Source organism: Xenorhabdus aichiensis (assembly GCF_028598775.1).
Lineage (GTDB): Bacteria > Pseudomonadota > Gammaproteobacteria > Enterobacterales > Enterobacteriaceae > Xenorhabdus > Xenorhabdus bovienii.
On sequence record NZ_JAQRFO010000014.1, the window covers coordinates 1 to 14,797 of the forward strand.

The window sequence follows — 14,797 nt, forward strand, 5'->3', positions numbered from 1 at the left end:
CCGACCCAGTTAGCCGCCAGCAGTTCCCACACCGAAACATCAAAGGTATAAGGGGTTTTTTGCAGCACGTTATCCGCCGCATTTAAGGCATATCGGGATTGCATCCAGCATAGGCGGTTCATGACGCTTTGGTGCGTCAGCATGACCCCTTTCGGTTGACCGGTCGTTCCTGAAGTGTAGATGATGTACGCCAGATCCGTGGCTCCGTTTACCGGCACCGGATTGTCCATTGGCCGGCCTGCGGTCACCGACGGATCATCCGCCGCGATCAGTGACAGTGTGTGCGTGTATTCCCCCAACGCCGTCAGGTGCCTCTGCTGAGTCACCACACATGAAGACCGGGTGTCGGCCAGAATAAACCGGACCCGCTCCGGCGGATATTCCGGGGACACTGGCACATAGGCGCCCCCGGCTTTCAGTACCGCCAGAATACTGATGATCATCTCCAGGCTGCGATCGAGGTACAAAGCCACCGGCGTGTCTGCCGGCATCGGCGCATTACGCTGCTGCTGATAACGTTCGCGGATCACAACCGCCAGCTGGTTTGCCCGTTCATTAACCTGGCGATAAGTCAGCGTTTCCCCGGCAAACACCAGTGCCACATTATCCGGTGTGACGACCACCTGAGCCTCAAACTGCTGCTGCAACGTCCGGCTCTGCGGATACGGCACGTCAGTCTGGTTCCAGAGGTGCAACAGGGTATGACGCTCCTGCGCGGACAACACATCAAGCCCGGCCAGAGATTGCTTCTGATCGGCGACAAACGCCGCCAATACCCGCTGATAGATATCGGCCATCCGCGCTATCGAGGACTCGTCAAACAGACTTACCGCGTAATTTATGCCACCGGCAATATTGGCCTGCTCCTCGGCCATAAACAGACTCAGGTCAAACTTGGCGGGGCTGTATAAAACCCCGGCCAATTTCACCGGGCTAAACGGCAGGTTTGCCCTGCTTTGCCCGCCCTCACTCAAATTCTGTACCCCAAACATAACCTGGAAAATAGGGTGGCGGGCGGTGTCGCGCTCAATCTCCAGCGCATCAACCAATTGCTCAAACGGCATGTCCTGATGGGCCTTGGCCTGGGCAATCACTGCGTGGGTCTGTTTAATCAGCGTTTCCACGCTGCCGGCCGGCTCAAGCTGCGCCCTCAAGACCAGTGAGTTGACAAACATCCCAATCAGCGGCTGGGTTTGCGCATGGTGCCGGCTGTCGGTCGGGGTTCCCAGCACGATGTCGTTCTGGCCGGACAGTTTTGCCAGCGTGACGTAAAACGCACTGAGCAGAACGGTATACAGGGTAGTTTCCTGCGTTTTTGCCAGCGCCCTCAGTTGATCCGAAAGCCCGCTCCCCAGCGCAAAATTGAAATCCCGGCCCTGATAATTCACCTGTGTCGGCCGGTTCCGGTCCGTTGGCAAAGACAGCGGTTCATAACCGGCCAGAGTCTGCTGCCAGTAGGCCAGCTGGCGTTCACGCACCTCGCCCTGCAAATAGTCACGCTGCCATCTGGCATAATCCCCATAGGTGATTTCCAGTGGCGGCAGCGGGCTATCACGGCCTTCCCGCAGGGCAGAGTAAATTTCCGCCAGTTCATCCATAAAAATATCGACGGACCAGCCATCAATGGCAATATGGTGCCACATCATCAATAAATAATGATGTTCGGCCACCCGGTAGTGACACAGGCGCAGCCCCGGCTCTGCCGTCAGATCGAACGGAGTAGCCAATTCAGTGCGCACCGCTTGCAGGAGTACGTCAAACGCCTCACAAGACTGTGACCGGAGAACCAGATTACCTTCCAGTACCTGCTGGTAGGCCTGCCCCTCGTCGTCATTACGGTAGACCGTCTTCATCACCGGATGGCGCTCAACCACCCGATTAATGGCCGTTTCCAGCAAAGACAGGCAGCCTTCGTCATCCAGTTGCACCAGGTAAGGAACATGATAGGCATGGGTTCCCTGCTCAAACTGTTCGATAAACCGCATTCGCTCCTGAGCAAATGACAGCGGGTAGCGCGCCAGTTCAACGTGGGGGATCACCGTGCAGGCCTGCTGTCCCATCTGTGCAGCCAGCCCGGCAACGGTTTTCAAGCTAAACACCTGTGCCAGAGAAACATCCACGGCCAGAACACGGCGAATGGCGGCTGTCAGCTTAATCGCGATAAGGGAATTACCCCCGATCCGGAAGAAATTATCCTCAATGCCGACCCGCTCCAGCCCCAAGACCGCCTGCCAGACAGCACACAGCTGAGTTTCCAGCGCATTACGCGGTGCCACATAATCGTCCCGGTTTCCCCACATCGGCGCCGGCAACGCCCGGCGATCCAGTTTGCCATTCAGGGTCAGGGGCACCGACTCAATCCGGGTAAAGCTGGCCGGCACCATGTAGTCCGGTAGGCGGGCGGACAGGTACGTCATCAAGGTTTCATCCGACAGCCCCCCGTCCGTGACCAGATACGCCGCCAGGGCTTTGTGGCCCTCATACTCGCAGTCAATCACCACCGCCTGTTTCACCTGCGGGTGCAAGGCCAGCGCGCTTTCGATTTCCCCCAGCTCAATACGGTAGCCGCGGATCTTGACCTGAAAATCATTGCGTCCCAAGTATTCCAGATTGCCGTCCGGCTGCCAGCGCACCAGATCACCGGTTTTATACAGGCGGGTGTAGCCGCGCGCCTGATCTTCGGCCGTGGCAAACGGGTTCGCCACAAAACGCTCGGCGGTCAATTCCGGCCGGTTCAAATACCCACGAGCCAGCCCCGCGCCCCCGATGTACAGTTCCCCTGGGGCACCGATAGGTACGAGATGACCTGAGTCATTCAAAACATAGGCATGCATGTCATTTAACGGTCGTCCAATGCAGGATGCCGTTATAGCGCCGTCTTTTATTAATTTCTGATAGGTAACATGTACCGTTGTTTCTGTTATCCCATACATATTGACAAGGGTTGGTGATTGATCTCCATAACTGTCCCACCAGGGCTTCAACTGAACAGGATTAAGTTTATCTCCTCCAAAGATCACATATCGAAGACAGGGAAATTTAGCGCCAATACTCAACGAGGCATCAATAAAAGCATAAAATGCGCCTGGAGTTTGATTCAGAACGGTAACTTTTTGGTGTGAACACAAGCGGCTAAAGCTGACAAAATCCTTCGTGCAATCGACTGTTGGAATAATTAAACGCCCACCATATATTAATGCTCCCCATAATTCCCAGACACTGAAATCAAAGGTATAGGCATGGTAAAGAACCCAAGTATCATGTTGATCAAATTGATAATCCCCTTGGGTGGTAGCAAATAAACGCACAGCATTATGATGAGTCTGTAATACGCCTTTTGGCTGCCCAGTCGTTCCTGAGGTGTAAATGACATATGCCAGATCAGCGGCCCCACTCACCGGCACCGGATTGTCCACTGGCCGATCAACCGTCACCGCTTGGTCATCTGCCGCTATCAGTGCCGGCTGGTCAATCAGAACTTGTGTGCATTCACTCAGTGTCGTCAGGTGCCGCTGCTGAGTCACCACGCACGGAGATTGGGTGTCTTCCAAAATAAACTGAATCCGCTCCGGCGGATGTTCCGGGGACATCGGCACATAAGCTCCCCCGGCTTTCAGCACTGCCAGCATGCTGATGACCATCTCCAGACCGCGATCCAAGTACAGTGCCACCAGCGTATCTGCCGGCATCGCTTGATTGTGTCGTTGCTGATAGTGCTCGCGGATCACAAAGGCCAGTTGGTTCGCCCGCTCATTCAACTGGCGGTAAGTCAGCGTTGCTCCCTCAAATACCAGCGCCACGTTATCCGGCATGGCGGCCGCACGGGCTTCGAACTGCTGTTGCAGGGTTTGATTTTGTGGATACAGCGCATCGGGCTGGTTCCAAGTGTGCAGTAGAGTGTGACGTTCCTGTTCTAATAAAATAGGCAATTCATTGACTAATAAAGAAGGTTTTTTAATCAACGCAGCAAATAAATTTTTCAAACGTTCAAATATTTTCCCTACATCCTGATCACTAAAATACGCCTGCAAATAATTTATATTTATTTTTAGTTCCTGATCAGTGCCGCCATAGTCCTTGAATCGAAAAACGATAGGATAAATATTAGCGGCTCCTTCTATATGATTATATTTATTTTGAGTGACTTCAGATGCTGACTCTGAAAATCGATCGTAGAAAATAAATAAATTAGGTAAAGGAATCCCAAAGTTATTAGCGATTCGAATAAGGTGAGAGTGAGGAAATTTACAGTAGCGATAACTATTTTTATGCGATAAGTCTATTAATTTAATCTGTTCAATCACACTTAGCGAGTGTGAAATCTGACAATGCACTGGGTAAATATTTGCATGCATCCCAACGACATGCTTATCTAACCTTCTTTTTCTTCCGTGTGTGATAGTACTAAATGTCAATTCTTTTTGCCCCGTCAGTTCTGCCATCATGATGATGACCAGACTCGAAAAGACAGCAAACACATTAGTATTATTTTCTCTACAAAAAATACGTAAATCTGATGTCATCGCAGAAGGTAATGTTAGCGAACCAACACCACTACCCGTATTTTGATAGCAAGGAGTTAAAGGGTATATTTCATTTTCTTTTAAAAAATCACACCAGTATTTTTTATCCGTTTCGTAATGAGAAGAATTTAGATATTCCCTTGCTTTAGTTATTGTATCTAAATATTGCGGAATTTCTGACAACCAAGCTATTGATGTTCCATTTTTAATACATTCGTACAATTTATTAACATATTCATGGAGTCGAAATAATCCTACACCATCAATCATAATATGATGGAATATAGTGAAAAAATAATATTTTTCATCTGTCATACGAATCAATGAAATCTGATATGGAGTTTCCTTTAAAAAATTTATAGGATGATCTATTTGCTGCTGCATCCAAAGATGTGCTTTTTTTTCAGGATCAGGCTGCATTGCAGCATCATAAAATATGATTACTTCAGGTACACCTTGATCTTGGATATATTGTATAGCTTCATTATCCGCATTAACCGATATGCGTAACCGTAACATATCAATATGTTGATGTAGTAAATTCCACACTTGCTGAAAAGTTACTATATCAACATCTTCTTCTATCAACGTATACCAACCGAGGTTGTGTAGTGGGTTATTTTCATAGAGTGCCTGCTCGTAAAACACATCCTCTTGAGCGGGATGAAGATTATATAAGTTCGAGTTCAACGAGCTTTCAGATGTTCTCATAATAAATTATACGAATGCATTCCGTTCGCAAGTTACTTGTACTCTATGACACAAACGAGTAGATTTCAGCTCTACACCTAACCTTCAGTAATTAATTTTTTGGTATTAATGTAATCCACTGTCCCACACCTAACTCTTTTACCTGTTTTTAGCCCACGCTATCATATGAATTCAATGGGTTTCGGTATTATCTATCGTTGTATCACCATAGCGATTCTCGCAATCTTTCAGCATTCTCCTTTATACAAAAATAGTTAATACCTATCAGCCTTAGTGGTTAAAAACACCCATTACTGATGTGATCTTATTCATATATTTATTAATTCACTATTAGTACCTATTTGATTATATTCAATTTATTCACCATTTTAATGCCAGTTATTATTCATTATTCTTTATTTAACACTCTTTATTTGTTAATAAAGAACACTATAACTACAATTTCTTTTAACTGTAATATTGATTGTTATTTTGATTGAAGTCTATATTATTTTTTATTTAATATGGGTGCGTTTTTTAATTACTTTAGAATACCAAACGAAATAATTACTATTATTTAAAAATGATAAATTATAATTTCACTCATTATTATAGTATTTTATTGTTATAATAAATCATATATTTCCCTTATTAGTTACCTTACTATTCCAAATTATTTTATTACTATATAATTCATAAATTGTGGGATTATTTTTTTACAGATGAGGGATATTTTAATTAATTTACCTGAGTGACTTTACCTCTTTGACAGAGGAATAATTATGAGGAAATGAGCACTGAAATAGATGTGCTTACACAAAAATGGAGTGGTGATAAGAAAAACTATGTCGTACTGAATGAGTTACCGGAGAGAAGTCAGTCCGATTGATCAACAACATTCTATCTCAAAAGTACACGAATACAAAGTAATGCTATAGTCAGCAATGTCATCGTTGTGACAACAAAAATCAGCCCTTTCCAACCAAGTGCCCCGTAAATTCCCCCAGAGGCAAGCGCAAATACAGTCGATACCGAGGCCAGAAGCGTTTCACTCGCCCCTTGGACACGGGCTTTATTAATACCATCAGGCATACTGTTGATAATATGAGTTCCCCCTAAGAACATAAAGTTCCACCCTAATCCAGCAAAAATCAGCGGAGCTGCGATAATAACCATTGCTGCTTCATTGGTAAGCCCTATCAGAAAACCGACAAGATACAAGATAGCCCCCAAGAGAATAATACGATTCGCCCCCATTCTTGATATAAGCATACCGGTGATAACACCGGGAGCGAACATAGCTACAAGATGAACACCAATTAATATGCCCGTTTCTGAACTTCCAATACCATAATCTATAGAGGCAATCGAGGCAGTCGACATGACTATCAGCATGATTGCATGACCTAACACCATTGTCGCAATTCCAAAAAACAAACGGCGATTTGTGGCAATAAGTGAAAATCCTGATGCCTTACTAATGTCAGCTTCTGTTTGTTGATTAATAGAACATCTAAGACCACCATCAAGTGCAGCAAAAGCAAGAACTGCACATCCTCCGATAACGGACACGATCATGTATATCCCGATGAATGGAAGTTCGAAGCCCAAGCTATCTCCTCTCCCATAGAGCTCGCTTCCAATAATGACACCAATTATTCCAGAAGCCAGCAGTAAAGAGGTTGCTGTTGCAGCCCGGTTTTTTGGAACGCTTTCAGCAGCGGCAAACCGTAGAAAATTAATACCAATCATCGAGATGCCAATCAGGAAATGCCCACCGAGCAGAAGCCCGAAACTGTCTGAATAAATAGCCGTCGCTGAAGCAAGTCCACCAAATATCATTGCCATACTAGCCAGAATAAATCCGGTTCTGCGGCTGTAACGTGCCATCAAGTTCGAAAATGGGATTGCACAGACACTTCCAGCAGCCATTTGTATCGCAATAGGCAATGTCGCAAGCCAGGCCAATGGAGCAAGATGCAGGCCAGCCAGTCCCCCAACAGTAAAAAGTAGCGGTACCGCACTTTCTAATGTGATATTCCCCAAAATAATGAAGATAAGGTTACGCATGGATGGCCCTCTGATAAGCGATATGAGCACATATTCCACATTGTTAAGTTGTTACTCCCGTATTAAGGGGTGTTCTTCAATGTTGATATGTTAGATCATAGGGTAACGTCTTATACTGATTTCTGCTAAGAGTTCAATTTATGCAACAAAACCGCCATATTCTCCAAAATATCGGCATCTACATAAAAGTCACTCACTCCCCGATTATTAATAATCCTTAGTCGTTTGCCATGTTGGTGAATTTCTTGTTCAATGCTCATTTGCCAGACATTCTTCCGATTTTCAATAACTGCAATACCATGATAGGGAAGATTGGGTGAATGGCTCTTGTAACCAGGATATATCCTGACACCCATTAATGGTATTGTCTTATGATGGATAGTGGCTCGGATTGCATTAGGAAATAGCGTATTTTCCCATCGGATACTAGCCATTGTTTCCTTCATAGCTCTATAATGAACGAAGGCAGTGTGAACTCTATTCATGATCTCATGCTTTATCTCCGAATCAGGGAAAATAGAATCACAAAATATAGCCTTTCTTTGATTATATGTCAGAGATAGATCTGATATGTTGACCGTGCTCCCGACGCTTGCATTGAAACGAATGGCTTCCTCATGACTAATTCCCAAAGATGGATTCAATGTGAAGGTTTTCAGATGCTCTGGAAAGGCACGGTCATAATTATCCTGAAGTAATGAAACTATCTTAGATATATCGAGAATATTAACGACTTCATTGATTTTATTTAATTGAGTGAACTCTTCCAGATCCTTTATATATTGTTCTGCCGCAGCCATAGGATCACCAAAAATCCCGGCATAGAATGTGGCATCTGAAAGAATTTTGAAACGTATTCTGACCCCTGTATGTTCCTCAAGATAGGTTGAAATTTTCGCAAGATGTAGCAAGGATACCTCTTCTGCCATGGTTAAAGAGGTAATATCATGTCTTTTCTGCCAATTGCTAATAACGCAGAAGACAGGGAGAAGAATATCGATTTCTCTTCTCTCATTTATACTGGACTTGATCTTTTCTAACGTCTCTACGCAGGATGAAAAAAGGGTTCGGGAATTAAACTGGATGGCTGGATGATTGAGATAATCCCGAACCAGGAAGTGCAAAGGCAAGTCTTTTTTTCGCTTCTCTTTCCACCACTGTTCAGATGGCAATGTTTTAGAAATAGAGCACTGATCAAGTAATATTTTTCGTAAATCGGATGAAATTAAATGGCCATTAGATGTCATATTAGGTTCATATTCTGGCCATCCAAATTGACCGAACATGAGTGAATCTTCAATGATTGAACCGTTTGTGCTAACAGATATATTTTTCAATTTCTCTTCCTAAGTAAATTATAGGTACATCCCGTAAAGATGTATGGATTTTTGAATAACTCTGTATTTAGCTTCTAGCACTTCTTTATCATCTAAAAAGGAATTTTAACTCTCAATGCGAACTGAGTCAGTTGCTGATTATATAGCCAGACATACCTGCACAACGTTTTTCTCCAGTTTTCCTATTCTCCTGAGCGAAAATGATGATTCTGAAACCGAGCTCTGACATAAAGAAACACAACAAAGAATAACGAAAAATAACGAAGAGGGCCTATATCATTATCCGGAAAATGATAGTTATCATTTATATAGTTTTTTATTTATTAAAACCTTATAAAAAACATTCCATCCCCATAAAGATTAATAAATTAAACCCCCAAAAAAAACGAAATATATATTTTTAGATCTGATTTATTTTTAACTTAAACCACATTGCATATCAATATATTATTTAAATTCAATAAATTAATAATTATCATTACAAATCTAACATTAAATAAAATAGAATATTATTTATTCAGAATGAATAAGGATTTATAAATATTAAAATATGTAATATTTTTTTGTTATTATTCTTAATCGAGCATGCAGTAGCGTCCAAATTGACAATAATAAAAATTCATTTCATTAAGAAATACCTTTATGACTTAGTATTACAGCCGTAATGGCTCTACAGGCAGAGAAACGCGCCAATCTGAATAGGGGCCATGCCCCTATTGATTAAATTTCATCAAGAATGATAACCCGAACTACAGTGATCCAATTCCTTGTGCCAGAGGAGTAAATCATCACGGACTTTCTCTGGTAATACGGCAACATGGCAACCTTCTATCGCACCAGCCAACGCAAGTAATATGCTGACATTCGTCTGTTTCCTGTGTTGCTGTAACTTAAGATAAGTCGCTTTTGCTCCCAGCATGTGCAACTCTTCCACTTTAGATATGCCGACTTTCCATAGTTGACGTTCTAAAGTCATTCCCAAGTTAGGGAGATCTTTTAGCCTAAGAGGCATTTTTTGCTTATCGATAATTTCTGCCATTGTATATTGATAAGCTAAGTTGACATATTCAAACAACTGCTTTTGATCCTGCCAAAGTGACTCATTAACCCGGTAGTACCGTAAAGTCACGGGAATGCCCCTTTTTGAAAAAATAAATTTCTCCATGCCTCTGGCTTTAAATAATACCTCAGCATGACTATTTCCTCGTAAATAAAGTTCGCCATCTGAGCTAATGGCAAACAAAACCCCATCAAGTAACAACCCAAACCCACCAAATTGAGATTTTTTCTTAAGTTTTCCCAATGAAGATACGCCGTGTTTCAATTGAGCAAAACGCGCCCCAGATAAAAACATTTTTATCACTCCATGAATTATATCCTAACTAATATTTTTCTCATGTTTTTATTAGCAAAATAGATAACAAGAACAAGTAATTAAAACCATACGCAATCTGTTTCCAACTGCCAATCGTTAAGTCAGAAAAAAACGGTTTTATGTAAATTTTTGCGAAGCGCTTTGAAAAAAAATAGGCTTGCTTTTAAGCAAGTGGCGATATACTGTATAAATATACAGTTCATTATGGCGAGGAACATTATGGGCATTCGATCATCTTGGGGATATCTTATTAAGAAGAAAACGGCAGCTAGCGGAATGGAGGAAGAACAAAAAACAGACGGTTGTCCAGTTCTCAAAATAGACAAAACAACAAGTATCACAACTGCCAGTCGGCTATCTTTTATCGAATCATCCCAATATGATTCACAAATGGTAAAAGGAATGGTCAGTGAACTGAACTACTGTGAGCACCAGCCAGCTATCAATCACCTTCTGCTTCCTTTGCTCCGTCAATCCGGGCATGAAAATCGTTGGTTACTCTGGGTCACACCTAATAAAAGATTGAGTCGTCAGTGGCTGGTGAGTTCTGGTTTACCTTTGGATAAAGTCGTTCAGTTAAATCAAATCCGTCCTGTTGCATCAATTGATGCCATGGAAAAGGCTCTGGCAAGTGGCAACTACAGTGTAGTACTGGGCTGGCTACCAGAGCTATCTGAGTATGACGTACAGAAGCTACAACTGGCCGCTCAGAAAGGTACGGCATTGGGATTTATTATGCGCCCATAAAACTCGGCTCATCATTTCAAACCGCCAGTAAACAGATTACAAATTTATTCTGTTTACTATCATTGACTGGAATTAGGATTTATCCCAATTTCTTTTATAAAAAATAAGCTACTGCTGCCACTTATCCTTGTTTTCAATGGAAATCAATACATTGATGCTGTCAATATTGTAAATGTTCGTCAAAAACATTCAGAATTTGTATAGATGAAATTAAAAATTTTGTGTCACGAGTCACAGTGTACTTGTAAGTTTTTAAGTTCGTTGTAGACTTTACTCAGTTTAGATTTGTACTAGCCGTCCTTATATTTCGGGACGCATCTACTGATAGAAGTACAAATACTTAACTAGACATTTTAACCAATGGCTAATAATAAGGCTTTTAAGGCCAATTGCCTATTTGGATGATAACGAGGCGTAAAATGAAAAAGACAGCTATCGCAGTAGCAGTGGCAGTGGCAGCTTTCGCAACTGTTGCTCAAGCAGCTCCAAAGGATAACACCTGGTATACCGGTGCTAAGCTGGGTTGGTCTCAGTACCATGACGTAAATTTTTACGGCAATGGATACGATAACCAAATCGGTAACGGCCCTACTCGCAAAAACCAGCTGGGTGCAGGTGCCTATGTCGGTTATCAGGCAAACCCATATCTGGGTTTTGAATTGGGTTATGACTGGCTGGGTCGCATGGCATATAAAGGCAGCGTTAACAACGGTGCTTTCCGTGCTCAAGGCGTTCAACTGGCGGCTAAACTGAGCTACCCAGTTATGGATAATCTGGATGTCTATACTCGCCTGGGTGGTATGGTATGGCGCGCAGACTCTTCCGCTACTTATAATGCTAACGCATTAGGTGGTGCAGGTGATAAAGATCAGCGCAGACTGAAAAACCACGACACAGGTGTTTCTCCGCTGGCTGCCATTGGTGTTGAATACGCCCTGACCAAAGATCTGGCAACCCGCCTGGATTACCAGTGGGTCAACAACATCGGCGATGCAGCCAGTGTCGGTGCCCGTCCAGATAACGGCATGCTGAGCGTTGGCGTTTCTTATCGTTTCGGTCAAGATGACGTAGCTCCTGTCGTTGTACCTGCTGCTCCCGTTATTCCAGCTCCAACGCCTGCACCTTCACCAACTGTTGAAAACAAGAGCTTTACTCTGCGCTCTGACGTTCTGTTCAACTTCAACAAATCAACGTTGAAAACAGAAGGTAAACAAGAGTTGGACAACCTCTACACCCAACTGGCCAAAATTGACCCAAATCAAGGCAGAGTTCTGGTAATCGGCCACACTGATCGCATCGGTAGCCAGCAGTATAACTTGCCATTGTCCCAGAAACGTGCTCAATCCGTTGTTGATTATCTGGTAGCTAAAGGCATCCCAGCAGCCAGCATCCAAGCAGAAGGCCGTGGCAAAGAAAGCTCTGTCACTGGCTCTACATGCGATCACATCAAAGGTCGCGCTAAACTCATCGACTGTCTGGCTCCAGACCGCCGTGTAGTTATCAATATTCAGGGTACTAAAGAAATCGTTACTCAGCCAAAAGCGGCACAGTAATCGTTATACTGCCCTCCATATTTAATTAAAAACCCCATGTCAAAATGGGGTTTTATTGTTTCTGTCTATGGCTCTTATTTCCCCAAAATAGCTTCCAAATCCTGCTTTAGACTCGACATTTGATGGGCATATTTTTCTCTATATTCTGCATCTTCCAGCAATTGCACTATCGTTTCAGATAAAGTATTGCCACGACGTCGGGAAAGAGCTGAAAGCCGCTGCCAAACCTGGAAATCCAAATCGATGGATTTTTTTCGCGAGTGTTGATGTTCCGCATTAAAATGACGTTTACGCCGCGCCCGAATCGTCTGTTTCATTCGGTTGGATAAATCTGGGTTCATATGCCGCGAAATCCATTTCAGTACCTTAACTGGCTCACGCTCTAACTGCATCAACTCATTGATCGCATCCTGCGCAGCACTCTTTTCAATGTATTTAGTAATTAGCTCACCTTCACGATATTTTTTCGCCAAATAAGCCCATTTCCAGCCACATTCCAGATTTTCCAATTGTTGATATTTCATTTCATCTCTCAGTGACAGCGTAACTTAAATTAAGCATAGCAATTATTTCCCTTAATTGCTCACAGCAACACAGGATATTAGAATATTTTACAGATAATTAATGAGTTAACTCAAATGTCATGCCTTTCAAAGATTATGACATGTCGGTTCATTGCCTAATCTTGTATAATAAATGTTTCCCTTTTCACTATATGTAGCTATCACTTTGACGAATATAAAATTAGACTGGCAGGCATTACAGCTAAACAGTACGCCTTATCAAGCACTCTTCAATTCTGTCGCTGAATTGGCACCCGTCACTATGGATGCAATTCAATCTAGGTTACACAATGGGCTAACCCTCTTTTGTCAGGCCGATCTGCGTCAGCCTTTTATGTTATTAAAGGCTGATGAGAGTGATATTTACCTGTCTCATTTATCTGATACTATCTCAACTTTACTGCCGGAAAGTCATCCCAAAATCGGTGGTTACTATCAGATAGAACACCAAACCATTACTTGGCGTTCTTCTGGTGAAGGCTCCTTTGCACCAACTGAGCGGGTTGCTTATCGCGAATGGATTGAACCGGAGCAATTATTCGGCAACATCTACACCCATCAAGGTGCGCTTCAGCTACAACCTGGCCTTATCCATCAGGTCAATGGCGGTGTCCTGATTTTGCCTCTACGTACCCTACTTTCTCAGCCATTAATGTGGGTTCGTCTCAAGCAGATGATTATCCAGCGCCGTTTTGATTGGCTATCACACAATGAGAATCACTCACTACCCCTGCCTGTACCTTCAATGCCGTTGAATTTACGGCTCGTTCTGGTAGGAGATCGTCTGAGTCTTGAGGAATTACACGCTCTTGAGCCAGAATTGGCCAGCAATGCCCTGTATGGCGAATTTGAGTTGGATATGCCATTTCATGAAGAAGATGATCTAGCGCTATGGTGCCGCTATGTTAACAAAATAATTCAGCAGCAAACATTGCCTCCATTAAGCGCTGATGCATGGCCTGAACTGCTCAAGCAAGCTGTTCGTTATACTGAAGACCAACTCAGCTTACCTTTGGATATTCAGTGGTTACAACAAAAACTGGAAACAGCCGCCACTTACCAACAGGAAAATCAAATCACATCGCATTCGATGCAACAAGCGGAAGACAATCGTCTCTGGCGTCATGGCTATTTGGCTGAACGTAGCATAGACGAAATTCTGAAAGGTCAGATACTGATCCGTACACAAGGCTCAGTGATTGGCCAAATCAATGGGTTATCCGTGCTCGAATATCCAGGGCATCCAGATCCGATGGGCGAACCTTCCCGCATCAGTTGTGTTGCTCATTTAGGAGACGGTGAATTTATTGATGTGGAACGTAAAGTGGAGCTAGGCGGCAATATTCATGCAAAAGGCATGATGATTATGCAGGCTTACTTGATTTCTGAATTGAAACTGGATCAGCCACAACCGTTTTCTGCTTCTATTGTGTTTGAACAATCTTATGGCGAAGTTGATGGCGACAGCGCCTCACTGGCTGAATTGTGTGCGTTGATCAGCGCTCTGTCACAACAGCCTATTGATCAGCAAATTGCCGTAACAGGGGCTGTAGACCAATTTGGCTATGTTCAACCCATCGGTGGCGTCAATGAAAAAATTGAAGGTTTCTTCCGTTTGTGTAACTACCGGGAGCTGACAGGTAAGCAAGGCGTGATTATCCCAACGTCCAATGTGCAACACCTGTGTCTGAATCAAGACATTATTGACGCGGTAAAAAATGGGCAATTCCATATCTGGACGGTTGAGCATGTCTCTGAAGCCGCATCACTTCTGACAGGTATTCCCTATTACGATCCACAAAAAGAACACTTGTTAGCCATTATATACGAACGCATTACACAGGCTAATAGTCAAGAGCGGCCTAAGCTTCCTTGGTTTCTGCGCTGGTTAGGTTAATTCAGTATCATCTGATCGGAGTTGTTCAGCGTACAAGTGTAC

At 43.5% G+C, this 14,797-nt stretch carries 7 protein-coding genes and 1 pseudogene; 3 read left to right on the plus strand and 5 right to left on the minus strand.

The genetic code is table 11. The features are described from left to right. The 4 genes from PSI22_RS08320 to PSI22_RS08335 all read right to left on the minus strand — a co-directional run. The coding region (locus PSI22_RS08320) for a non-ribosomal peptide synthetase (RefSeq protein WP_273579348.1) at positions 1 to 5,234 on the minus strand (5,234 nt) is incomplete at its 3' end. Positions 5,235 to 6,113: 879 nt separating this feature from the next. Continuing rightward, the gene (locus PSI22_RS08325) at positions 6,114 to 7,283 is read right to left on the minus strand and encodes an MFS transporter (RefSeq protein ID WP_273579349.1); all 1,170 of its coding nucleotides are present in this window, start codon (positions 7,281 to 7,283) and stop codon (positions 6,114 to 6,116) included. Positions 7,284 to 7,408: 125 nt separating this feature from the next. After that, a complete protein-coding gene (locus tag PSI22_RS08330; protein WP_273579350.1) occupies positions 7,409 to 8,620 on the minus strand; it encodes an L-tyrosine/L-tryptophan isonitrile synthase family protein in 1,212 nt (403 codons plus the stop codon). A gap of 730 nt (positions 8,621 to 9,350) precedes the next feature. Further along, positions 9,351 to 9,974, minus strand: a complete 624-nt coding sequence (locus PSI22_RS08335) for a TfoX/Sxy family DNA transformation protein (RefSeq protein WP_273579351.1) — start codon at positions 9,972 to 9,974, stop codon at positions 9,351 to 9,353. Positions 9,975 to 10,214: 240 nt separating this feature from the next. On the opposite strand from PSI22_RS08335, the pseudogene sulA reads away from it, so the two are divergent. Both sulA and ompA read left to right on the plus strand, forming a co-directional pair. After that, a pseudogene (sulA, locus tag PSI22_RS08340) lies at positions 10,215 to 10,739 on the plus strand (SOS-induced cell division inhibitor SulA); the annotation flags it as partial. Positions 10,740 to 11,161: 422 nt separating this feature from the next. After that, a complete protein-coding gene (ompA, locus tag PSI22_RS08345) occupies positions 11,162 to 12,295 on the plus strand; it encodes a porin OmpA (protein WP_273579352.1) in 1,134 nt (377 codons plus the stop codon). Between the two features lie 74 nt (positions 12,296 to 12,369). On the opposite strand, the gene matP is transcribed toward ompA, so the two are convergent. Continuing rightward, positions 12,370 to 12,819 carry a macrodomain Ter protein MatP gene (gene matP, locus PSI22_RS08350; RefSeq protein WP_273579353.1) on the minus strand — a complete coding sequence of 150 codons (450 nt, stop codon included), beginning with the start codon at positions 12,817 to 12,819 and terminating at the stop codon, positions 12,370 to 12,372. 205 nt (positions 12,820 to 13,024) lie between these two features. Here matP and PSI22_RS08355 point away from each other — a divergent pair, with 205 nt between their 5' ends. Further along, positions 13,025 to 14,755 (plus strand): AAA family ATPase, encoded by a 1,731-nt coding sequence (locus PSI22_RS08355; RefSeq protein WP_273579354.1) that lies wholly within the window; start codon positions 13,025 to 13,027, stop codon positions 14,753 to 14,755. The last annotated feature ends 42 nt before the right edge of the window (positions 14,756 to 14,797 follow it).